The organism is Pseudomonas sp. GW822-FHT02G04, assembly GCF_058802085.1.
The window spans coordinates 341,697-363,429 of record NZ_JBXANU010000003.1; the positions used below are offsets into that span (position 1 = coordinate 341,697).

The window sequence follows — 21,733 nt, forward strand, 5'->3', positions numbered from 1 at the left end:
CGCAGCTTATTAAGGCAAGGGACTAGACCATGCATTTCACCATTCAACGCGAAGCCCTGTTGAAACCCCTGCAACTGGTCGCAGGCGTCGTCGAGCGCCGACAGACCTTGCCGGTGCTTTCCAACGTGCTGCTGGTTGTCGAAGGCCAGCAACTGTCGCTGACCGGTACTGACCTTGAAGTCGAGCTGGTCGGTCGTGTGCAACTCGAAGAGCCTGCAGACCCGGGTTCCATCACTGTGCCTGCGCGCAAGCTGATGGACATCTGCAAGAGCTTGCCGAACGATGCGCTGATCGACATCAAGGTCGACGAGCAGAAGCTCGTGGTGAAGGCCGGCCGTAGCCGCTTCACCCTGTCGACCCTGCCGGCCAATGACTTCCCGACGGTGGAAGAAGGCCCGGGTTCGCTGACCTGCAGCCTGGAGCAAAGCAAACTGCGTCGTCTGATCGAACGCACCAGCTTCGCCATGGCGCAGCAGGACGTGCGTTACTACCTCAACGGCATGCTGCTGGAAGTCTCGGCCGGGATCATCCGCGCCGTGGCGACCGACGGTCACCGTCTGGCCATGTGCTCGATGCAGGCCGATATCGGTCAGCCGGATCGTCATCAGGTCATCGTGCCACGCAAAGGTATTCTGGAACTGGCGCGTCTGCTGACCGAACCGGACGGCAACGTCAGCATCGTGCTGGGCCAGCACCACATCCGTGCCACCACCGGCGAGTTCACCTTCACCTCGAAACTGGTCGACGGTAAATTCCCTGACTACGAGCGCGTTCTGCCTAAAGGCGGCGACAAGCTGGTACTCGGCGATCGCCAAGCCTTGCGTGAAGCGTTCAGCCGTACCGCGATTCTGTCCAACGAGAAGTACCGCGGCATCCGTCTGCAACTGGCCAACGGTCAACTGAAGATCCAGGCGAACAACCCGGAGCAGGAGGAAGCGGAAGAAGAAGTGGGCGTTGAGTACAACGGCGGCTCTCTGGAAATCGGCTTCAACGTGAGCTATCTGCTCGACGTATTGGGCGTGATGACCACCGAGCAGGTTCGCCTGATCCTGTCCGACTCCAACAGCAGTGCGCTGGTGCAAGAGTCCGACAACGACGACTCGGCTTACGTTGTCATGCCGATGCGTCTGTAATCATGCTCAGCAGAAGCTAGATGTCCTTAAGTCGCGTCTCGGTCACCGCGGTGCGCAATTTGCACCCGGTGACCTTCTCCCCCTCCCCCCGAATCAACATTCTTTACGGCGCCAACGGCAGCGGCAAAACCAGTGTTCTGGAAGCCATTCATCTGCTGGGGCTTGCCCGTTCGTTTCGTAGCACCCGCTTGTTGCCGGTCATTCAGTACGAGCAATTGGCGTGCACGGTATTTGGCCAGGTCGAGTTGGCCGAGGGCGGGCACAGCGCGTTGGGGATATCTCGCGATCGTCAGGGAGAGTTCCAGATCCGCATCGACGGGCAAAACGCCCGTAGTGCGGCACAACTGGCGGAGATCCTACCGCTGCAGTTGATCAACCCGGACAGCTTCCGCCTGCTGGAAGGCGCGCCGAAGATTCGCCGGCAGTTTCTCGACTGGGGTGTGTTCCACGTGGAACCGCGATTCATGTCCACGTGGCAGCGCTTGCAGAAGGCCTTGCGCCAGAGAAACTCTTGGCTGCGGCATGGTACACTTGACGCCGTTTCGCAAGCGGTTTGGGACAGGGAACTGTGCCAGGCCAGCGATGAAATAGATGAATACCGCCGCGCTTACATCAAAGCCTTGAAACCAGTCTTTGAACAGACCTTGAGCGAACTGGTTGAGCTTGAGGGCTTGACGCTCAGCTATTACCGAGGCTGGGACAAAGACCGTGAGTTGAGTGCAGTGCTCGCCGGGTCCCTTCAGCGGGATCAGCAAATGGGTCATACCCAGGCCGGACCACAACGCGCTGATTTGCGTCTCCGATTAGGCGCACATAACGCCGCGGACATCTTGTCCCGTGGTCAGCAGAAGTTGGTGGTCTGTGCATTGCGGATCGCCCAAGGGCACTTGGTCAGCCAGGCCCGACGCGGCCAGTGTATTTATCTGGTGGATGACTTGCCGTCCGAACTGGACGAGCACCACCGTCGCGCGCTTTGTCGCTTGCTGGAAGACTTACGCTGCCAGGTTTTTATCACCTGTGTAGATCACGAATTATTGAGGGAAGGCTGGCAGACGGAAACGCCAGTCGCTTTGTTCCACGTGGAACAGGGCCGTATCACCCAGACCCACGACCATCGGGAGTGAAGGCATTGAGCGAAGAAAATACGTACGACTCAACGAGCATTAAAGTGCTGAAAGGCCTGGATGCCGTACGCAAACGTCCCGGTATGTACATTGGTGACACCGACGATGGCAGCGGTCTGCACCACATGGTGTTCGAGGTGGTCGATAACTCGATCGACGAAGCTTTGGCCGGCCACTGCGACGACATCAGCATCATTATCCACCCGGATGAATCCATCACCGTTCGCGACAACGGTCGTGGCATCCCGGTAGACGTGCACAAAGAAGAAGGCGTCTCGGCGGCCGAGGTCATCATGACCGTACTGCACGCCGGCGGTAAGTTCGACGACAACTCCTACAAAGTATCCGGCGGTCTGCACGGTGTAGGTGTATCGGTGGTTAACGCCTTGTCCGAAGAACTGGTCCTGACCGTTCGCCGCAGCGGCAAGATCTGGGAACAGACTTACGTCCACGGTGTTCCGCAAGAACCGATGAAAATCGTTGGCGACAGCGAGTCCACCGGTACCCAGATTCACTTCAAGCCTTCGGCTGACACCTTCAAGAACATCCACTTCAGCTGGGACATCCTGGCCAAGCGGATTCGCGAACTGTCCTTCCTCAACTCCGGTGTCGGCATCGTCCTCAAGGACGAGCGCAGCGGCAAGGAAGAGTTGTTCAAGTACGAAGGTGGTCTGCGTGCGTTCGTTGAATACCTGAACACCAACAAGACTGCGGTCAACCAGGTGTTCCACTTCAACATCCAGCGTGAAGACGGCATCGGCGTGGAAATCGCCCTGCAGTGGAACGACAGCTTCAACGAGAACCTGTTGTGCTTCACCAACAACATTCCACAGCGCGATGGCGGTACTCACCTGGTGGGTTTCCGTTCGGCACTGACGCGTAACCTGAACACCTACATCGAAGCGGAAGGCCTGGCGAAGAAGCATAAAGTCGCCACCACCGGTGACGATGCCCGCGAAGGCCTGACGGCGATCATTTCGGTGAAAGTGCCGGATCCGAAGTTCAGCTCCCAGACCAAAGACAAGCTGGTGTCTTCCGAAGTGAAGACCGCTGTCGAACAGGAAATGGGCAAGTACTTCTCCGACTTCCTGCTGGAAAACCCGAACGAAGCCAAACTGGTCGTCGGCAAGATGATCGACGCGGCGCGTGCCCGTGAAGCGGCGCGTAAGGCTCGTGAGATGACCCGCCGCAAAGGCGCGCTGGACATCGCCGGCCTGCCGGGCAAACTGGCGGACTGCCAGGAAAAAGACCCTGCCCTTTCCGAACTGTACCTCGTGGAAGGTGACTCTGCTGGCGGCTCCGCCAAGCAGGGACGTAACCGCAAGACCCAGGCCATCCTGCCATTGAAGGGCAAGATCCTGAACGTCGAGAAGGCGCGCTTCGACAAGATGATCTCTTCGCAAGAAGTGGGCACCTTGATCACTGCGCTGGGCTGCGGCATCGGTCGCGACGAGTACAACATCGACAAGCTGCGTTATCACAACATCATCATCATGACCGATGCTGACGTCGACGGTTCGCACATTCGCACCCTGCTGCTGACCTTCTTCTTCCGTCAGTTGCCGGAGCTGATCGAGCGTGGCTACATCTACATCGCCCAGCCACCGCTGTACAAGGTCAAGAAAGGCAAGCAAGAGCAATACATCAAAGACGACGACGCCATGGAAGAGTACATGACGCAGTCGGCCCTGGAAGATGCGAGCCTGCACCTGAACGAGGAAGCCCCGGGTATCTCCGGTGAAGCCCTCGAGCGTCTGGTGAATGACTTCCGTCTGGTGATGAAGACTCTCAAGCGCCTGTCGCGCCTGTACCCACAGGAACTGACCGAGCACTTCATCTACCTGCCAGCGGTGAGCATGGAGCAACTGTCCGATCACGCAGCGATGCAGGATTGGCTGGCTCAGTACGAAGTTCGCCTGCGCACCGTCGAGAAGTCCGGCCTGGTCTACAAGGCCAGCTTGCGTGAAGACCGTGAACGTAACGTCTGGCTGCCAGAGGTCGAACTGATCTCCCACGGCCTGTCGAACTACGTCACCTTCAACCGCGACTTCTTCGGCAGCAACGATTACAAGACCGTCGTTTCCCTGGGCGCTCAACTGAGCACCTTGCTGGACGATGGCGCTTATATCCAGCGTGGCGAACGCAAGAAAGCCGTCACCGAGTTCAAGGAAGCCCTTGAATGGTTGATGGCCGAAAGTACCAAGCGTCATACCATCCAGCGATACAAAGGTCTGGGTGAGATGAACCCAGATCAGCTGTGGGAAACCACCATGGATCCGGGCTCGCGCCGCATGCTTAAAGTAACCATCGAAGACGCCATTGGCGCTGACCAGATCTTCAACACCCTGATGGGTGATGCGGTCGAACCTCGCCGTGACTTCATCGAAAGCAACGCCCTGGCGGTGTCCAACCTGGATTTCTGATCCGGTACCGCCCAAATAAAAAAGGCCAACGCATTGCGTTGGCCTTTTTTATTGATCGTAGAAATGTACCGCTCTTCACTCTCTGGCAGTCGCTACGCTCTCAAGCCGATACCCATACCCGTAAATCGTCAGCAGTTGCCAACCGCGATCAGCCGTCAGGCCCAGCTTGTTGCGCAGGCGATAAATATGAGTGTCCAGCGGGCGGGAGGACACGATTTCTTCATGGGTCCAAAAGCGCTGATACAAGTATTCACGGGATAAAGGTCGGCCCAGATTGGCAAACAGGCAGCGGGCGAGACGGTATTCCCGTTCGGTCAGGCTGATGGGGGTGGAGGCACGGGTGACGGTGAGTTCGACGTCGTCGAATTCGAGGTCATTGAATGTGAGTATTTCGGTGGCTGCCGCGCGTTGCAGTCCATGCCGGCGAAGCACCGCGCTGACCCGAGCCATCAGCTCGTTGGGACGAAACGGTTTGCTCACGTAATCGTCGGCTCCGGCGTTCAAGGCCTGGACGATATCGCTTTCGGTATCGCGACTGGTGAGCATGATCGCGGCCGGTGGTGAGTCCATGTGTTCCCGGGTCCAGCGCAACAACGACAGGCCGCTGATATCGGGCAATTGCCAGTCGAGGATCAGCAGATCGAAAGTTTCCCGGCGAAGTTGCCGTAACAGGTCCTCTCCCCGCTCGAAACTGTGCAACGTCCACGCCTGCTCCCCCGTTACGGGGATCTGTCGCAGTGTCTGTTCCACCCGGCGGAGTTCGGCGGGTTCGTCATCCAGTATTGCGACACGCATGCCGAGTGCTTCCTTCATCTCGTAAGTGCAACGGTTAAGAAAATTCCTGCAGGAGTTTAGGCTGATTGATTGAATCTGAACAATTGTGGCGAATTGCTGCGGATTTCCCAAGTATGGATACGCTGCTGATATCACTTCGCCGGTAGGCGTTGAATCATCGACAGAATGTTCAAGGGACTGTGGGAAGATGCGTCTAAATATTCTCTCTAATGAGTTCACAAGGCTGGCGGCGTTGATGTTGGCAGCTGGCCTGGGGCTGGGGTGCACCACGGTCCAGTCGATTGCAGTCATCGATCAGGAGGCTGTGCCGCGTTACTTTGGTCCAACAGAGACAAACACAGTGATGGGCGACTCGCCAGGCTTTGCCCCGGTGCACTCCGCACAGGTGGAAGCCGCCCAGCTCGACATTCGCTCGGCGCAACAACGTTGGGTGTTTTAGGCGCCTTCAGTCAATTCTGAACAAATATTGAGAATGAACGCGCAAGGTCGCTTATGCCGGTAAATTCGTTTTCGCTGAGCGGCACAGGGCATTGGGATGTGCTCCGACGCAGGGAGCGTCAATGCTAAACGGCAGGACCGTCGATCGCCGGTTTTCGGCGGGTCTGCAGTTCAGGGGAAAACACACGGAGTGCCTGCTCGGTTTCGACACAGGGATGTGTCATCTCATTTCCTTTGCTCCCATGGCTATCTGCCAGAGCATCCGGTCAGGTATCGTGCGTCAAGCGCGTGCGTTTCCCGGCAAGATTTGTATAAGAGCATAAAAGCCAATCCATGAACCCCATGACCTTATTGCTCCCACGCCGTTCTGGCGTTTGTCTTTTACTGGTTGCCGGCTTGATGGGATTGCTCACCCAGAGTGCATCGGCGGCTGCCATCTCTGCAAAACGTCTGCCTTATATCGATGACAACCAACAATGCCGCGGCCAACCGCTGCCCGCGACTGTCGAGCACCTGACCGGCGAAGCCTGGAAACTGGACGCCAAAGGTAAACAGACGCCACTGCAAGAAGGCATGCCGATCGACGAGCAGGAAGGCGTCAAGACCTCGCCTTCGGCGTTTGTCAGCCTGTCCCTGGGAGATGGCTCGCGGATAGTGCTGCCCTCCAGCTCCCACATCACGCTGCACCTCAATGAAGAACATTCGATCCCTCAGGTTATCCTTGAGCAGGGTCAGGTCGAGTCCTATGTGATCAAGCGTGCCAGCGACCATGATCGTTTTCAGATCGTCACGCCGGTCGGTGTACTGGGCGTACGGGGCACGCACTTCCGGGTGCGCAACGATGACGGTGGCCAGGCACTATTGGAGGTGCTGAACGGGCAAGTGGCGGTCAATCGTGATGACGAACCGTCGACCCCCCGCTCTGCCCGCTCCACTGCCAAACGGACTCAGGGCCCAGAGGATGACGAAGTCCAGGTCATGGCCCGTCAGGGGTTGCGTATTCAGAAACAAGGCACGTTGACACCAATCGACTTGTTACCCGCGCCGCGTTTGTTGGGGCAAGCCGGTCAGACGGGTAATGTGCCTGTCTGGCAATTGATCATGAAGCCCATCGAAGGGGCCACGCGTTATCGGGCGCAAGTGGCCACCGACGCCGCCTTCCTGGACATCAAGCAAGAGCAGTTCTCCAGCACGCCCGAGGTCAAATTCAGCGGGCTGAAAGCGTTGTTCTACCATGTTCGCCTGTCGGCGTATGACGCTCAGGGGTTAGAGGGAGAGACCGGGGTGTATGACATTTTCTATTACCCCAGGACCACGCGTGTCCAATAGCGCCCTGGCCGACGACCGATGAAGGGCCGCCCAAGGAAGGACGGTCGCGAGCCGACCCAGGCTCAGCGGCTGTTTCGGCGAATGGTCCGCGAGTGGCTGTGGGTCAGTCTGATCCTGTTGCCGCTGACGGCGGTGCTGTCCATGAGCCAGGGCCTGACCTTGAGCAATCTGCTGTACGACAACCTGCGCCGGCTGAGCCCGCTGCCGGTGGACCCACGAATACTCATCGTCACGATCGATGACTACAGCTTGCAGCAGCTTGGCCGATGGCCTTGGTCGCGAGCGATGCACGCGCAACTGCTTGATAGGCTCAGAGCCGCGAACGTCAAAGGCATTCTGTTCGACGTCATTTTCAGCGAGCCCGATAGCCATCCCGGCAACGATCAGCTTCTGGCCCAGGCGGCCTGCCGTGCCGGAAATGTCTTCGTGCCGCTGCTGCGCGAAGGCGTGGCGCGTTACGGACAGCCTTTGGGGGAGATTGAACCGGTGGCGCCACTGAGCCATTGCGCCAAAGGCATCGGGCACATCAATGCCCAAGCGGATGCCGACGGGATCGTGCGCAGTGTGTATTTAAGCGAAGGACCGGCACAACAGACACGCGCGCAACTGGCCTGGCTGTTGTACGAACAGACCTTTGCCGACAAGGAAAATGTACCAATGCCCGGGACCCCGGCCCTGCCGTCGACGCAAGGCTGGCAGCGAGCCCACGAAATACGGATTCCTTTCATCCGTTCCGATGCGGGTTTTCCCAGCGTGCCCTACGTCAGCGTATTGCGTGGTGAAGTCCCGCCCGAGTTGCTGCGCGATCGCTTGATCCTGATCGGCTCCACGGCTCCAGGTTTGGGGGACCGTTACGTGACACCGCAATCGGCGAGCATGGGCACCACCCCGGGCATCGAAATTCAGGCAAATATCCTCAACGGGCTGCTGCAACAGCGCAACATTGTGGCTCTCGATGAACGCTTGGCGGCGTTGTTATCGGTGGTGATAGTCGGTGAGTTGCTGGGCCTGATGTTGGTGCGTCCGCGTCGCGCGCTATGGCTGACCCTGGGGGCAATGGCGGTCGCAATACTGGGTTCGGGCTTGCTGTTACGACTTGGCTGGTGGTGGTCACCGGCCGCGAGTCTGCTGGGTATGCTGTTGGGTTACCTGATCTGGAATTGGCGAAGGCTGAATGCGGTACTCGCCTATTTCGGCTGGGAACTGGCGCGCCTGGACAGCGAGCCGAAAGTCTTTCCCGAACGCCGCCGTACCCAGGCCCCGGCTGGTGATGTGCTGCAAGGGCAAATCGTCGCGCTGGAGCAGGCCATGAGCCGGACCGGCGACACCCGGCGGTTCATTGCTGATGGCCTTGAGTACCTGCCGGTGGCGACGCTGATCAGCGATCCGAACGGGCGCATTCTGCTGGCCAACCGCAAGGCTCGAGAGATATTTTCCAGCAGCCTGGTGGGCGAGGACATGCTCGAGCAACTGAGCGAGTTGGGTTACCCGGTGCCGTCCGGTGGAACGCTACCTGCGTTGTCGACCCTGGAGCCGCTGGAGTTTCGTGACACCCAGGCGCGTAGCCTGCGTCTGGACCTGGCGCCGCTATTGCCGGCCGAAGGCGACTCGGTGATTGGCTGGTTACTGAGCCTCACTGACTTGAGCGTCGAACGGGACGCCGAGGAGCAGCGGGCCGTGTTGCTGCGTTTCCTGTCTCATGACCTGAGGGCCCCCCACTCGGCGATTCTGGCTTTGCTCGACGTTCAGCGGCATCAGGTGTCTGGCGACACTCAAGTGTTCAGTCAGATCGAGTTGCAAGTGCGCAAGGCGCTGAACCTGACCGAGGCCTTTGTGCAGTTGGCAAAGGCTGAATCCGAGTCCTATCAGTTTCAGCCGAGCATGTTCGCGATGTTGCTGCTCGATACCTTCGACCAGGCCTCGAGCATCGCTCATCTGAAGAATATTCAGTTGCTGCATGACCTCGACGAAGATGCTGAAGCCCTGGTCCTGGCCGATCAGTCGTTACTGACACGGGCACTGTTCAACCTGCTGGAAAACGCCATCAAGTACAGTCCGGCGGGTTCGCGGATCACCGTGCGGGTGAGTTGTGTCGAAGGTTGGTTGACGTGCGAGATCGCCGACCAGGGCCGAGGGATTGCTGTCGAAGAACTTCCTGAGCTGTTCAGTCAGTATCGACGCTTTGCATCGGCTCACGGCAGTGACGGCCTGGGGCTGGGGTTGTCCATGGTCAAGGCGGTGGTGGATCGTCACGGCGGGCGGATTTCCTGTCATAGCGTGGTGGGACAAGGCACGACGTTCAGTGTCCAGCTGCCCCTATTGGGCGAGTGAGCCGAACACTTTTCACAGGCATAAAAAAACCGGCTATATCAGCCGGTTTTTTTACGTCCGAAAAAAACTTATGCACGTTTTCCGAAGTTTTATTTGCTTAAGAAATATGTATGTAAATCAAAAGCTTAAAAACGAAATACAGCGATTTTCAACAAAACGGTACACAGGTTATCCACAGAATCTCAGACAGTCACTTGATCGGTTGCACTTGGTGCCGCCGGGGCTGCTGGCAGCGAACCCATTTCGCGTTGCATCTGCTCGTTCCAGGCCTGCACCCGGTCATTCAAGTCGGCGATGGCCCGTGGCCCGCTACCCTCGGCGTACATCGGAGCGCCGATGATCACGGTAATCACGCCCTGCTTTTTGGCCCAACCGGTTTTTGGCCAGAACTTGCCGGCATTGTGTGCAATCGGCAGCACGGGCAATGACGCATTGACGGCCAATGCAGTGCCGCCACGGGAGAACTTGCCGATGGTGCCGTAGGGAACGCGAGTCCCTTCCGGGAAAATCAGCACCCAGACATTGTCCTTGAGCAGTTCATCGCCCTTTTTCGCCACATGCTTGAGCGCGGCTTTCGGGTTGTCACGGTCGATGGCGATCGGCCGCAGCATGGCCATGGCCCAGCCAAAGAACGGCACATAGAGCAGTTCGCGCTTAAGCACCTGGCTCAACGGTTCGAAGTAGGCCGAGAGAAAGAACGTCTCCCAGGTGCTCTGGTGGTTCGACTGAATCACGCAGGGCTGTTCAGGCACGTTCTCGGCGCCTTTCACTTCGTAGCTAATACCCAGAAAGACTTTGCTCAGCCACAAGGCGCAGCGGCACCAGTACACGTTGATAAAGCGATAACGCGCCTTGAACGGCAGAAACGGCGCGATAAAAAAGCTCAGGGTGCACCAGAGCAACGAACTGGTGCCCAGCAGCAGGTAAAAGAGGAAAGTTCTGATGGCCTGCAGTATCGACATGGCGACATTTACCGTTGCGGGCACTGCCCGCCTATTCAAGCGCACTCCCGATCAGTCCTTGGCCAGGATGTCAGAAGAGCCTTAGTTGTGGATAAGTTCTGCGGCAATCGCCGCCAGATCGTCAAAAATCAAGGTGCCTGCCGGTAGGGTCTTGCCCTGAGTCTTTTCGCCTTTCCCGGTCTTTACCAAAACTGGCTGACAGTCGACGGCTTTGGCGGCCTCCAGGTCACCGAGAGTATCGCCGACGAACCATAGATCCGTCAGCGAAACGTTGTAATGTGCGGCGATGGTTTTCAACATCCCGGGTTTTGGCTTGCGGCAATCGCAGCCATCGTCTGGCCCGTGCGGGCAATAGACGATCAGCCCGACTTCGCCGCCCTGCTCCGCCACCAACTCGCGCAAGCGAGCATGCATGGCCTCCAGGGTGGCGATGTCGTAATAGCCGCGAGCGATGCCCGACTGGTTGGTGGCGACCGCCACCGTCCAGCCGGCCTTGCTCAACTGCGCGATCGCTTCGATCGAACCGGGGAGTGGAATCCACTCCTCCACCGACTTGATGTACGCGTCGGAGTCGTAATTGATCACCCCGTCCCGATCGAGAATCAGCAGTTTCAACAGCAGCTCCTCAGCCCAGCAACGAAATATCGGCGACGCCGAGGAACAACCCCCGCAGACGCGCCAGCAGCGCATAGCGGTTGGCTCGCACCTTGGCGTCTTCGGCGTTGACCATCACCGCTTCGAAGAACGCATCCACCGGTTCGCGCAATGCGGCCAGACGCGCCAGCGATTCGCTGTACTGACGGGCAGCGGCCATTGGCTGCACAGCCTGGTCCGCCTGCTGGATCGCCGAATACAGCGAGAACTCGTTGGCGTTGTCGAAGTACTTGGCTTCAACGACCGTCGGCACGGAGCCTTCGACCTTGCTCAGCAGGTTCGACACGCGCTTGTTCACGGCGGCCAGAGCAGCGGCTTCCGGCAATTTGCGGAACGCTTCTACCGCTTGTACGCGCTGGTCGAAGTCCAGGGCCGAACCCGGCTTCAGGGCACGTACCGACAGGTAGGTTGCGACATCCACGCCTTCGTCTTCGTAACGGGCACGCAGACGGTCGAAGATGAACTCCAGCACGGCGTCATTAAGGCCGGCAGCCTTGACCTTGGCGCCGAACGCATTCACGGCGAAGGCCACGGCGTCGTTCAGGTCGAGGTCGAGCTTCTTGTCGATGAGGATGCGCAACACACCCAGCGCGGCACGGCGCAGGGCATACGGGTCTTTGCTACCGGTCGGCAGCATGCCGATACCGAAAATGCCTACCAGGGTGTCGAGCTTGTCGGCAATGGCCACGGCCGCACCGGTCAGGGTGGTCGGCAGTTCAGCGCCGGCACCGCGCGGCATGTACTGCTCGTTCAGCGCCAGGGCGACATCTTCCGGCTCGCCGTCATTGAGGGCGTAGTAGTAACCGGCGACACCTTGCATCTCCGGGAACTCACCGACCATTTCGGTCGCCAGGTCGCACTTGGACAGCAGGCCGGCACGCGCCGCCCAGGAAGCGTTACCGCCGATGCGAGCGGCAATGTAGGCCGCCAGTTTCGACACGCGCTCGGCCTTGTCGTAGACGCTGCCGAGTTTTTCCTGGAACACCACGTTCTGCAGACGCAGATTGAATTCTTCGAGTTTTTGCTTCTTGTCTTGCTTGAAGAAGAACTCGGCGTCGGTCAGGCGTGGGCGAACCACTTTCTCGTTACCGGCGATGATCTGCTGTGGATCCTTGCTTTCGATGTTGGCCACGGTAATGAAACGTGGCAGCAACTTGCCGTCGGCATCCAGCAGGCAGAAGTACTTCTGGTTGTCCTGCATGGTGGTGATCAGCGCTTCTTGCGGCACGTCGAGGAAACGTTCTTCGAACGAGCACACCAGCGGCACCGGCCATTCAACCAGCGCGGTCACTTCGTCGAGCAAGGCTTGCGGAACGATCGCCGTACCTTCCTGCATCGTCGCCAGTTCTTCGGTGCGTTTGCTGATCAGCTCGCGACGCTCGTTGGCGTCGGCCAGTACATAAGCAGCACGCAGATCGTTCAGGTAGTTGGCCGGCGAGGTGATGCGCACGCTTTCAGGGTGGTGGAAGCGGTGACCACGGGAATCGCGGCCGGCCTTCTGGGCGAGGATGGTGCAGTCGATGACGTGGTCACCGAGCAGCATCACCAACCATTGGGTCGGACGAACGAATTCTTCCTTGCGAGCACCCCAGCGCATGCGCTTGGGGATAGGCAGGTCGTTCAGGGAATCTTCGACGATGGTCGGCATCAAGCTCGCGGTCGGCTTGCCGGCGATGCTTTGGCTGTAGCGCAGCTTCGGGCCGCTCTGATCGATTTCACTCAGCTCTACACCGCACTTCTTGGCGAAGCCCAGGGCTGCTTGAGTCGGGTTGCCTTCGGCATCGAACGCTGCCTGGCGTGGCGGGCCGTCGAGGTTGATGCTGCGATCCGGCTGCTGGGTCGCCAGCGCGGTAATCAGCACGGCCAGACGACGCGGCGCGGCGTAGACGGTTTTGCTCTCGTAGTTCAGGCCAGCGGCTTGCAGGCCTTTGTCGATACCGGCCAGGAATGCCTCGGCCAGGGTGTTCAGGGCTTTGGGTGGCAGTTCTTCGGTGCCCAGTTCAACCAGAAAATCTTGAGCACTCATTGTGCAGCCTCCAGCTTGGCCAGTACTTCATCACGCAGGTCCGGGGTCGCCATCGGGAAGCCGAGCTTGGCGCGAGCCAGCAGATAGGCTTGCGCGACGGAACGCGCCAGGGTGCGTACACGCAGAATGTATTGCTGGCGCGCGGTCACCGAGATCGCCCGGCGCGCATCCAGCAGGTTGAAGGTGTGGGAAGCCTTCAACACCATTTCATAGCTCGGCAACGGCAGCGGCTGGTCGAGTTCGATCAGGCGCTTGGCTTCGCTTTCATAGAAGTCGAACAGTTCGAACAGCTTCTCGACGTTGGCGTGTTCGAAGTTGTAGGTCGACTGCTCCACTTCGTTCTGGTGGAACACATCGCCGTAGGTCACCTTGCCGAACGGACCGTCAGCCCAGACCAGGTCGTAGACCGAGTCCACGCCTTGCAGGTACATGGCCAGACGCTCCAGACCGTAAGTGATCTCGCCGGTCACCGGGTAGCACTCGATGCCGCCCGCTTGCTGGAAGTAAGTGAACTGCGTCACTTCCATGCCGTTGAGCCAGACTTCCCAGCCCAGACCCCAGGCGCCCAGCGTTGGCGACTCCCAGTTGTCTTCGACGAAACGGATGTCATGCACCAGCGGGTCCAGACCCACGTGCTTGAGGGAACCCAGGTACAGTTCCTGGAAGTTGTCCGGGTTCGGCTTCAGCACTACCTGGAACTGATAGTAGTGCTGCAGACGGTTCGGGTTTTCACCGTAGCGGCCGTCAGTCGGGCGACGACTGGGCTGCACATAAGCGGCGTTCCAGGTTTCCGGGCCGATGGCGCGCAGGAACGTGGCAGTGTGGAAAGTGCCGGCGCCTACTTCCATATCGTAGGGCTGAAGTACCACACAACCTTGCTCGGCCCAGTATTGCTGGAGGGCGAGGATCAAGTCTTGGAAGGTACGCACGGCTGGCGTAGGCTGGCTCACGAAATTCACCTGTTTCTTGGGCTGCGATTTAAAGAGCGGGAGTATACCCGATTCGGTCCTGCGCACGCCCCCTGGAGCCTTATGCCACGCTGCTTTTGGTGTACCGAAGATCCGCTGTACATGGCTTATCACGATCAGGAGTGGGGCACGCCGCTACGCGATGCGCAGGGATTGTTCGAGTTGCTTTTGCTCGAAGGGTTCCAGGCCGGGCTTTCCTGGATCACTGTATTGCGCAAGCGAGAGCGTTATCGCGAGGTGCTGTTCGGCTTCGACGTACAGCGCGTGGCGCAGATGAGCGACGCGGAAATCGATGAACTGATGCTCGATCCGGGGATCATCCGCAATCGTCTCAAACTCAACGCAGCCCGGCGCAATGCCCAGGCCTGGCTGGAGCTGGAAGACCCGGTGGCGTTTCTCTGGTCGTTCGTCGGCGGCACGCCGGTGATCAATCATTTCAAGGATCGCAGTGAAGTCCCGGCGGTGACACCGGCCGCCATCGAGATGAGTAAAGGCCTGAAAAAAGCCGGATTCACGTTCGTCGGCCCGACCATTTGTTACGCGCTGATGCAGGCTTCAGGCATGGTCATGGACCACACCCGTGATTGCGATCGCTACGCCACCTTGGCGAACGGCGGTTAGAATAGCCGCCTCGCGCACAGCACAAGATCAGGAGTGACCTGTGGATAAGTTTAAAGGCGCCTTGCTGGTAGGCGCTCTGCGACTGTTTGCCCTACTGCCATGGCGGGCAGTGCAGGCGGTGGGTTCGGCGATTGGCTGGATCATGTGGAAAACCCCCAACCGTTCCCGCGACGTGGTGCGGATCAACCTCGCCAAGTGCTTTCCGCAGATGGACCCGGCCGAGCGTGAGCGTCTGGTGGGTCAAAGCCTGAAAGACATCGGCAAGTCTCTGACTGAAAGCGCCTGCGCGTGGATCTGGCCGGCCCAGCGTTCCATTGAACTGGTGCGCGAAGTCGAAGGCCTCGAAGTTTTGAAAGAGGCGTTGGCGTCCGGTAAAGGCGTGGTTGGCATCACCAGCCACCTGGGCAACTGGGAAGTGTTGAACCACTTCTATTGCAGCCAGTGCAAACCGATCATTTTCTACCGCCCGCCAAAACTGAAGGCGGTGGATGAGTTGCTGCGCAAGCAGCGGGTGCAATTGGGTAACCGGGTGGCGGCTTCCACCAAGGAAGGCATCCTCAGCGTGATCAAGGAAGTGCGCAAGGGTGGTGCGGTAGGCATTCCGGCTGACCCGGAACCGGCCGAATCCGCCGGGATCTTCGTGCCGTTCTTCGCCACTCAGGCCCTGACCAGCAAATTCGTGCCGAACATGCTCGCCGGTGGCAAAGCGGTCGGCGTGTTCCTGCATGCCCTGCGGCTGCCGGACGGTTCGGGTTACAAAGTGATTCTCGAAGCCGCGCCAGAGGCCATGTACAGCGCCGATACCGAAACCTCCTGCGCGGCCATGAGTCAGGTGGTCGAGCGTTATGTGCGGGCTTATCCGAGCCAGTACATGTGGAGCATGAAGCGCTTCAAGAAGCGTCCGCCGGGCGAAGCTCGCTGGTATTGATGCTGTGGATAAAAAGATCGCAGGCTTCGCCAGCTCCTACAAAGGCTCGGCGTACACCCCGTAGGAGCTGCCGAAGGCTGCGATCTTTTGATCTTTATTGGCCTGCGTGCGCCTGACGCTCAAGCTTTTTCAGAAACACCGTCATTTCCTTCTCCGCCTGCTTGTCGCCATGGGCGCGGGCAGCTTCCAGGCCCTGTTCCCAGGCCTGCCGCGCCTCCGCGTAATCCGCCAGCGCCAGATGGGCCTTGCCCAAGAGCTTCCAGGCTGCCGAATACTTCGGATCGAATTCGACGCAGCGCTGGAAATGCTCTGCGGCCTTGGTGTTTTCCCCAAGATCCAGATAACCCTTGCCCAGGCCGAAGCGCAGCAATGAGTTATCCACACCCTTGGCGAGCATTTTTTCCAGGGATTCGATCATCGGTGCTTCCTCAGTCAGTGATCGTTCCCACGCTCCGCGTGGGAATGCAGCCCGGGACGCTCTGCGTCCCTTTCAAAGCCGAACGCGGAGCGTCCGTTGAGGCATTCCCACGCAGAGCGTGGGAACGATCATCAGAAGAAGCTGAGCCCCACATGAAACAGCTTCTCCACATCCCGAATATGCTTCTTATCCACAAGGAACAGAATCACATGGTCGCCGGTTTCGATCACGGTGTCGTCGTGGGCGATGATCACTTCTTCGTCGCGGATGATTGCGCCGATGGTGGTGCCCGGCGGCAGGCCGATGTTTTCGATGGCCTTGCCGATCACCTTGCTCGACTTCGCATCGCCGTGGGCAATCGCCTCGATGGCTTCCGCCGCCCCCCGGCGCAATGAGTGCACGCTGACGATATCGCCGCGGCGCACGTGAGCCAGCAAGGTGCCGATGGTCGCCAGTTGCGGGCTGATGGCGATGTCGATGTCGCCGCCCTGGATCAGGTCGACGTAGGCCGGGTTGTTGATGATCGTCATCACCTTCTTCGCGCCCAGGCGCTTGGCCAGCAGCGAAGACATGATATTGGCTTCGTCATCGTTGGTCAGGGCGAGGAAAATATCGGCGTCGGCGATGTTCTCTTCCAGCAGCAGATCCCGGTCTGAAGCACTGCCCTGCAATACCACGGTGCTATCGAGGTTATCCGAGAGGTAGCGGCAGCGGGCCGGGTTCATCTCGATGATCTTCACCTGGTAACGGCTTTCGATAGCCTCGGCCAGCCGCTCACCGATCTGCCCGCCACCGGCGATGACGATGCGTTTATAGCTTTCATCGAGGCGGCGCATTTCGCTCATCACTGCGCGAATGTTCGCTTTGGCGGCGATGAAAAACACTTCGTCGTCAGCCTCGATCACCGTATCGCCCTGGGGCAGGATCGGCCGGTCACGACGGAAAATCGCCGCGACGCGGGTTTCGACATTCGGCATGTGTTCGCGCAACTGGCGCAGTTGCTGGCCCACCAGCGGCCCGCCGTAGTACGCCTTGACCGCCACCAGCTGCGCTTTGCCTTCGGCGAAGTCGATCACCTGCAATGCGCCCGGATGCTGGATCAGGCGCTTGATGTAATTGGTGACCACTTGCTCCGGACTGATCAGCACGTCGACCGGAATCGCTTCGTTGTCGAACAGTTCGGTACGGGTCAGGTACGCGGCTTCGCGGACCCGGGCGATCTTGGTCGGCGTGTGGAACAGGGTGTGGGCGACCTGACAGGCGACCATGTTGGTTTCGTCACTGTTGGTCACGGCCACCAGCATGTCGGCGTCGTCGGCACCGGCCTGCCGCAGCACGGTCGGCAGCGAACCGCGGCCCTGAACGGTGCGGATGTCCAGTCGATCACCGAGGTCGCGCAGGCGTTCGCCATCGGTGTCGACCACGGTGATGTCGTTGGCCTCGCTGGCCAAGTGTTCTGCCAGCGAACCGCCGACCTGCCCTGCGCCGAGGATGATGATCTTCATCCAGTCACTCCCTTAACCCGGTTAACCGCGTGCGGCGGCAATCTTGATCAGCTTGGCGTAGTAGAACCCGTCGTGGCCACCTTCCTGGGCCAGCAACTGGCGACCGTGGGGCTGTTTGATACCGGCCGCCGTGGCGAGGTCCAGTTCACGGGCGCCCGGCGTGCGGGCGAGGAACGCTTCGATGACTTCGGTGTTTTCGGTCGGCAGCGTGGAACAGGTGGCGTAAAGCAGAATGCCGCCCACTTCCAGAGTTATCCACATGGCATCGAGCAGTTCGCCCTGAAGCACCGCCAGTGCAGCGATGTCGTCCGGTTGGCGGGTCAGTTTGATGTCCGGGTGACGGCGGATCACCCCGGTGGCCGAGCATGGCGCGTCCAGCAGAATGCGCTGGAACGGTTTGCCGTCCCACCAGGTGGCGGTGTCGCGACCGTCGGCGGCGATCAGTTCGGCGCTCAGGCCCAGGCGTGCGAGGTTTTCCCGCACCCGCACCAGACGCTTGGCTTCCAGATCCACGGCCACCACGTCGGCCAGTTTGGGCTCGGCTTCCAGGATGTGGCAGGTCTTGCCGCCCGGTGCGCAGCAGGCGTCCAGCACTCGTTGGCCCGGTGCCAGGTCCAGCAAGTCGGCGGCCAATTGCGCGGCTTCGTCCTGCACGCTGATCCAGCCTTCAGCGAACCCCGGCAGGCTGCGCACGTCGGCGGCGGCGTCGAGAATGATGCCGTCGCGACTGTAAACGCACGGTGTGGCAGCGATACCCGCCTCAGTCAGCAAACCGAGGTAAGCGTCGCGAGTGTGATGGCGACGGTTGACCCGCAGAATCATCGGCGGGTGCGCGTTGTTTGCCGCGCAAATGGCTTCCCACTGCTCGGGCCAGAAGGCTTTGAGGGATTTTTGCAGCCAGCGCGGGTGGGCGGTGCGCACCACCGGGTCGCGTTCCAGCTCGGCCAGCAAGGCTTCGCTTTCCCGTTGGGCGCGGCGCAGCACGGCGTTGAGCAAGGCTTTGGCCCACGGCTTTTTCAGTTTGTCGGCGCAACCGACGGTTTCGCCGATGGCGGCGTGAGCCGGGACGCGGGTATAGAGCAGTTGATAGAGACCGACCAGCAACAGCGCCTCGACATCGGCATCAGCGGCCTTGAATGGCTTTTGCAGTAATTTGGCCGCCAACGCCGACAAACGCGGCTGCCAGCGAGCTGTGCCGAACGCCAGGTCCTGGGTGAAGCCGCGATCGCGGTCTTCGACCTTGTCCATTTGTGTCGGCAGAGAACTGTTGAGTGAGGCTTTTCCGTTAAGAACTGCAGCTAGTGCCTTGGCGGCGGCCAGACGTGGGTTCATTGAGCGTCTGCCGTTTGACCGAGGACGGTGCCGACGGCGAATTTCTCACGACGGCTGTTGAACAAGTCGCTGAAGTTCAGTGCTTTGCCACCGGGCAATTGCAGACGGGTCAGGCACAGCGCCTGTTCACCGCAGGCGACGATCAAGCCATCCTTGCTGGCGCTGAGGATTTCTCCCGGCGCGCCCTGCCCTTCGGCCAGGCTTGCGGCCAACACTTTCAGCGCTTCGCCGTTCAGCGTGCTGTGGCAGATCGGCCATGGATTGAAGGCGCGAACCAGACGCTCCAGCTCAACTGCCGGGCGGTTCCAGTCGATGCGCGCTTCATCCTTGTTCAATTTGTGTGCATAGGTGGCGAGGCTGTCGTCCTGCACTTCGCCTTGCAGAGTGCCCGCAGCCAAGCCGGCAATCGCTTGAATCACGGCCGGTGGGCCCATCTCTGCGAGGCGATCGTGGAGGCTGCCGCCGGTGTCTTCGGCGCTGATCGGCGTGGTGACCTTGAGCAGCATCGGCCCGGTATCGAGGCCGGCTTCCATGCGCATCACGGTCACGCCACTTTCGCTGTCGCCGGCTTCAACGGCACGCTGGATCGGCGCCGCACCGCGCCAGCGTGGCAGCAAGGAGGCGTGGCTGTTGATGCAACCCAGGCGCGGAATATCCAGCACCACTTGCGGCAGGATCAGGCCATAGGCGACCACCACCATCAAATCCGGTTTCAGCGCGGCCAGTTCCGCCTGAGCGTCTTCGTTGCGCAGGGTTGGCGGTTGCAACACCTGGATGTTGTGCTCCAGAGCCAATTGCTTGACCGGGCTCGGCATCAGCTTCTGCCCACGGCCTGCCGGACGGTCCGGTTGGGTGTAGACCGCAACGATCTCGTAAGGACTGCCCAGCAGGGCCTTGAGGTGTTCGGCGGCGAATTCCGGGGTGCCGGCAAAGACAATGCGCAGTGGCTCAGTCATGGAAGCTCTCAATTGCAAAGCATCTTGAAAAGAAAAAGGCTTGCCGCGGCAAGCCTTTGAAAGAAGGGCATCAAGCGTTCTGGCGGTGGAGCTTTTCCAGTTTCTTCTTGATCCGGTCGCGTTTGAGCGTGGACAGGTAATCGACGAACAACTTGCCGTTGAGGTGGTCGCATTCATGCTGGATGCACACGGCGAGCAGGCCTTCGGCGATCAGTTCGTAAGGCTGGCCGTCGCGGTCCAGGGCCTTGATCTTGACCTTTTGCGGGCGATCGACGTTTTCGTAGAAGCCCGGCACCGAGAGGCAGCCTTCCTGATACTGGCCCATCTCGTCGGTCAGGGTTTCGAACTCGGGGTTGATGAACACCCGCGGTTCGCTGCGGTCTTCGGAGAGGTCCATCACGACGATACGTTTGTGCACGTTGACCTGGGTAGCGGCGAGGCCGATGCCTGGCGCTTCATACATTGTTTCAAACATGTCATCGACCAACTGACGCACTTCGTCGTCCACTACGGCCACTGGTTTGGCGATAGTGCGCAGGCGCGAATCGGGGAATTCGAGGATGTCTAAAATGGCCATAAGCTTAATTGCTGCACGTGTGAGGTAAAGTCGGGTCGATGGCCTGGCGAGTCCGAAGATGCAGGCTACCGTTGTGAACGTAGCTTCCGGCTTTTCAATAATGAGCCGGAGGCGAGCCACGAGGGCTCTGGCGTTTCACGCGAACGTACATAATAAAGGGATTCACCGCATGAGGAAATCACTACTCGCCTTGCTCCTTCTGGCCTCGGCCGGTTTTGCGCACGGGCAAGTGCAACTCAGGGAAGGTTTTCCACAGCAATACACCGTCGTGGCAGGGGACACACTCTGGGACATTTCCGCCAAATACCTGCGTGAGCCGTGGCAGTGGCCGCAGCTTTGGCAGGCCAATCCTCAGATCGAAAACCCCAATCTCATCTATCCCGGCGATACGCTGTCGCTGGTCTACGTCAATGGTCAGCCACGCCTGACCCTCAATCGCGGCGCTTCCCGGGGCACCATCAAGCTGTCGCCACGAGTCCGCAGTTCGCCGGTGGCCGACGCTATTCCGAGCATTCCGCTGAAATCGATCAACAGTTTTCTGTTGAGCAATCGCATCGTCGACAAGGTCGAGGATTTCGACAAGGCGCCCTATATCGTTGCCGGCGATGCCGAACGGGTGCTCAGCGGCACCGGTGATCGAATATTCGCGCGCGGCCATTTCGACCCGGAACAGCCGGTCTACGGCATCTTTCGTCAGGGCAAGGTCTACACCGATCCGCAGAGCAAGGAGTTCCTGGGGATCAACGCCGACGACATCGGCGGTGGCGAGATCATTGCCACTGAAGGCGACGTCGCCACCCTGGCCTTGCAACGCACCACTCAGGAGGTGCGACTCGGCGACCGGTTGTTCAGCGGCGAAGAACGCTCGATCAATTCGACCTTCATGCCCAGTGCGCCAACCACCGACATCAATGGCTTGATCATCGATGTGCCGCGTGGGGTCACCCAGATTGGCGCGCTGGATGTCGTCACGCTGAACAAAGGGCAGCGCGATGGCCTGGCCGAAGGCAATGTGCTGGTGGTGATGAAAACCGGTGAAACCGTGCGTGACCGGATCACCGGTCAACCCTTGAAAATCCCCGACGAACGGGCCGGTCTGCTGATGGTATTCCGCACCTACGACAAGCTCAGCTACGGGTTGGTGCTTAACGCATCGCGCTCCCTGGCGGTGATGGACAAGGTGCGAAATCCTTAAACACGTTCCACAAGTTAC

The 21,733-nt window shown here is 59.6% G+C and carries 19 protein-coding genes; 9 read left to right on the forward strand and 10 right to left on the reverse strand.

What is annotated here, in order from left to right:
- Positions 1-29: 29 nt before the first annotated feature.
- The 3 genes from dnaN to gyrB are packed head-to-tail and all read left to right on the forward strand — an operon-like array spanning position 30 to position 4,680.
- Positions 30-1,133: a DNA polymerase III subunit beta gene (dnaN, locus tag AC1RO5_RS06360; RefSeq protein WP_007903001.1), complete on the forward strand. Its 1,104-nt coding sequence runs from the start codon at positions 30-32 to the stop codon at positions 1,131-1,133.
- 20 nt (positions 1,134-1,153) lie between these two features.
- Positions 1,154-2,257: a DNA replication/repair protein RecF gene (gene recF / locus AC1RO5_RS06365; protein WP_018927321.1), complete on the forward strand. Its 1,104-nt coding sequence runs from the start codon at positions 1,154-1,156 to the stop codon at positions 2,255-2,257.
- A 5-nt stretch (positions 2,258-2,262) separates the two neighbouring features.
- Positions 2,263-4,680, forward strand: coding sequence for a DNA topoisomerase (ATP-hydrolyzing) subunit B (gyrB, locus tag AC1RO5_RS06370; protein WP_007934319.1), 2,418 nt, complete (start codon positions 2,263-2,265; stop codon positions 4,678-4,680).
- A 75-nt stretch (positions 4,681-4,755) separates the two neighbouring features.
- Here the strand turns inward: gyrB and AC1RO5_RS06375 are convergent, their stop codons facing one another.
- The gene (locus tag AC1RO5_RS06375) at positions 4,756-5,475 is read right to left on the reverse strand and encodes a response regulator transcription factor (RefSeq protein WP_493173648.1); all 720 of its coding nucleotides are present in this window, start codon (positions 5,473-5,475) and stop codon (positions 4,756-4,758) included.
- A 187-nt stretch (positions 5,476-5,662) separates the two neighbouring features.
- On the opposite strand from AC1RO5_RS06375, the gene AC1RO5_RS06380 reads away from it, so the two are divergent.
- The 3 genes from AC1RO5_RS06380 (at position 5,663) to AC1RO5_RS06390 (ending at position 9,573) form a co-directional block, all read left to right on the forward strand.
- Positions 5,663-5,914, forward strand: a complete 252-nt coding sequence (locus AC1RO5_RS06380; protein ID WP_493173650.1) for a hypothetical protein — start codon at positions 5,663-5,665, stop codon at positions 5,912-5,914.
- 332 nt (positions 5,915-6,246) lie between these two features.
- On the forward strand, positions 6,247-7,242 hold the full coding sequence (locus AC1RO5_RS06385; protein WP_493173652.1) for a FecR family protein: 996 nt from the start codon (positions 6,247-6,249) through the stop codon (positions 7,240-7,242).
- Positions 7,243-7,260: 18 nt separating this feature from the next.
- A complete protein-coding gene (locus AC1RO5_RS06390) occupies positions 7,261-9,573 on the forward strand; it encodes a CHASE2 domain-containing protein (protein ID WP_493173654.1) in 2,313 nt (770 codons plus the stop codon).
- Positions 9,574-9,755: 182 nt separating this feature from the next.
- Here the strand turns inward: AC1RO5_RS06390 and AC1RO5_RS06395 are convergent, their stop codons facing one another.
- The 4 genes from AC1RO5_RS06395 to glyQ form a co-directional block, all read right to left on the reverse strand.
- A complete protein-coding gene (locus AC1RO5_RS06395) occupies positions 9,756-10,535 on the reverse strand; it encodes a lysophospholipid acyltransferase family protein (protein ID WP_493173656.1) in 780 nt (259 codons plus the stop codon).
- 81 nt (positions 10,536-10,616) lie between these two features.
- Positions 10,617-11,156: a D-glycero-beta-D-manno-heptose 1,7-bisphosphate 7-phosphatase gene (gene gmhB / locus AC1RO5_RS06400; RefSeq protein ID WP_493173848.1), complete on the reverse strand. Its 540-nt coding sequence runs from the start codon at positions 11,154-11,156 to the stop codon at positions 10,617-10,619.
- A gap of 4 nt (positions 11,157-11,160) precedes the next feature.
- Entirely contained in the window at positions 11,161-13,215 is a 2,055-nt protein-coding gene (glyS, locus tag AC1RO5_RS06405) for a glycine--tRNA ligase subunit beta (protein WP_007934311.1), read from the reverse strand.
- Positions 13,212-14,165 (reverse strand): glycine--tRNA ligase subunit alpha, encoded by a 954-nt coding sequence (gene glyQ / locus AC1RO5_RS06410; protein WP_003213601.1) that lies wholly within the window; start codon positions 14,163-14,165, stop codon positions 13,212-13,214. The genes glyS and glyQ overlap by 4 nt, the downstream gene beginning before the upstream one ends.
- A gap of 81 nt (positions 14,166-14,246) precedes the next feature.
- Between glyQ and tag the strand changes: the two genes are divergently transcribed.
- Positions 14,247-14,804 carry a DNA-3-methyladenine glycosylase I gene (gene tag / locus AC1RO5_RS06415; protein WP_019651237.1) on the forward strand — a complete coding sequence of 186 codons (558 nt, stop codon included), beginning with the start codon at positions 14,247-14,249 and terminating at the stop codon, positions 14,802-14,804.
- A 40-nt stretch (positions 14,805-14,844) separates the two neighbouring features.
- The gene (locus AC1RO5_RS06420) at positions 14,845-15,732 is read left to right on the forward strand and encodes a lysophospholipid acyltransferase (RefSeq protein WP_493173659.1); all 888 of its coding nucleotides are present in this window, start codon (positions 14,845-14,847) and stop codon (positions 15,730-15,732) included.
- A 94-nt stretch (positions 15,733-15,826) separates the two neighbouring features.
- On the opposite strand, the gene AC1RO5_RS06425 is transcribed toward AC1RO5_RS06420, so the two are convergent.
- The 5 genes from AC1RO5_RS06425 to def all read right to left on the reverse strand — a co-directional run bounded on the left by AC1RO5_RS06425 (position 15,827) and on the right by def (position 20,520).
- Entirely contained in the window at positions 15,827-16,150 is a 324-nt protein-coding gene (locus tag AC1RO5_RS06425; RefSeq protein ID WP_493173661.1) for a tetratricopeptide repeat protein, read from the reverse strand.
- Between the two features lie 131 nt (positions 16,151-16,281).
- Positions 16,282-17,655 carry a Trk system potassium transporter TrkA gene (gene trkA, locus AC1RO5_RS06430; protein WP_007941504.1) on the reverse strand — a complete coding sequence of 458 codons (1,374 nt, stop codon included), beginning with the start codon at positions 17,653-17,655 and terminating at the stop codon, positions 16,282-16,284.
- Positions 17,656-17,676: 21 nt separating this feature from the next.
- Positions 17,677-18,987 (reverse strand): 16S rRNA (cytosine(967)-C(5))-methyltransferase RsmB, encoded by a 1,311-nt coding sequence (rsmB, locus tag AC1RO5_RS06435; protein ID WP_493173663.1) that lies wholly within the window; start codon positions 18,985-18,987, stop codon positions 17,677-17,679.
- Positions 18,984-19,943 carry a methionyl-tRNA formyltransferase gene (gene fmt, locus AC1RO5_RS06440; RefSeq protein WP_413695211.1) on the reverse strand — a complete coding sequence of 320 codons (960 nt, stop codon included), beginning with the start codon at positions 19,941-19,943 and terminating at the stop codon, positions 18,984-18,986. Before fmt ends, rsmB begins: the two co-directional genes overlap by 4 nt.
- A 70-nt stretch (positions 19,944-20,013) precedes the next feature.
- Positions 20,014-20,520, reverse strand: a complete 507-nt coding sequence (gene def, locus AC1RO5_RS06445; RefSeq protein ID WP_007941507.1) for a peptide deformylase — start codon at positions 20,518-20,520, stop codon at positions 20,014-20,016.
- A 169-nt stretch (positions 20,521-20,689) separates the two neighbouring features.
- Between def and AC1RO5_RS06450 the strand changes: the two genes are divergently transcribed.
- Complete coding sequence (locus AC1RO5_RS06450; protein WP_493173666.1) at positions 20,690-21,715, forward strand: LysM peptidoglycan-binding domain-containing protein; 1,026 nt, start codon at positions 20,690-20,692, stop codon at positions 21,713-21,715.
- Positions 21,716-21,733: the final 18 nt, after the last annotated feature.

Coding starts and splice junctions, on each gene's coding strand:
- AC1RO5_RS06450 (WP_493173666.1), top strand. CDS start 20,690: ATGAGGAAATCACTACTCGCCTTGCTCCTTCTGGCCTCGGCCGGTTTT.
- AC1RO5_RS06385 (WP_493173652.1), top strand. CDS start 6,247: ATGAACCCCATGACCTTATTGCTCCCACGCCGTTCTGGCGTTTGTCTT.
- AC1RO5_RS06375 (WP_493173648.1), bottom strand. CDS start 5,475: ATGCGTGTCGCAATACTGGATGACGAACCCGCCGAACTCCGCCGGGTG.
- AC1RO5_RS06425 (WP_493173661.1), bottom strand. CDS start 16,150: ATGATCGAATCCCTGGAAAAAATGCTCGCCAAGGGTGTGGATAACTCA.
- AC1RO5_RS06395 (WP_493173656.1), bottom strand. CDS start 10,535: ATGTCGATACTGCAGGCCATCAGAACTTTCCTCTTTTACCTGCTGCTG.
- dnaN (WP_007903001.1), top strand. CDS start 30: ATGCATTTCACCATTCAACGCGAAGCCCTGTTGAAACCCCTGCAACTG.
- rsmB (WP_493173663.1), bottom strand. CDS start 18,987: ATGAACCCACGTCTGGCCGCCGCCAAGGCACTAGCTGCAGTTCTTAAC.
- fmt (WP_413695211.1), bottom strand. CDS start 19,943: ATGACTGAGCCACTGCGCATTGTCTTTGCCGGCACCCCGGAATTCGCC.
- tag (WP_019651237.1), top strand. CDS start 14,247: ATGCCACGCTGCTTTTGGTGTACCGAAGATCCGCTGTACATGGCTTAT.
- trkA (WP_007941504.1), bottom strand. CDS start 17,655: ATGAAGATCATCATCCTCGGCGCAGGGCAGGTCGGCGGTTCGCTGGCA.
- recF (WP_018927321.1), top strand. CDS start 1,154: ATGTCCTTAAGTCGCGTCTCGGTCACCGCGGTGCGCAATTTGCACCCG.
- AC1RO5_RS06390 (WP_493173654.1), top strand. CDS start 7,261: ATGAAGGGCCGCCCAAGGAAGGACGGTCGCGAGCCGACCCAGGCTCAG.
- glyS (WP_007934311.1), bottom strand. CDS start 13,215: ATGAGTGCTCAAGATTTTCTGGTTGAACTGGGCACCGAAGAACTGCCA.
- AC1RO5_RS06380 (WP_493173650.1), top strand. CDS start 5,663: ATGCGTCTAAATATTCTCTCTAATGAGTTCACAAGGCTGGCGGCGTTG.
- def (WP_007941507.1), bottom strand. CDS start 20,520: ATGGCCATTTTAGACATCCTCGAATTCCCCGATTCGCGCCTGCGCACT.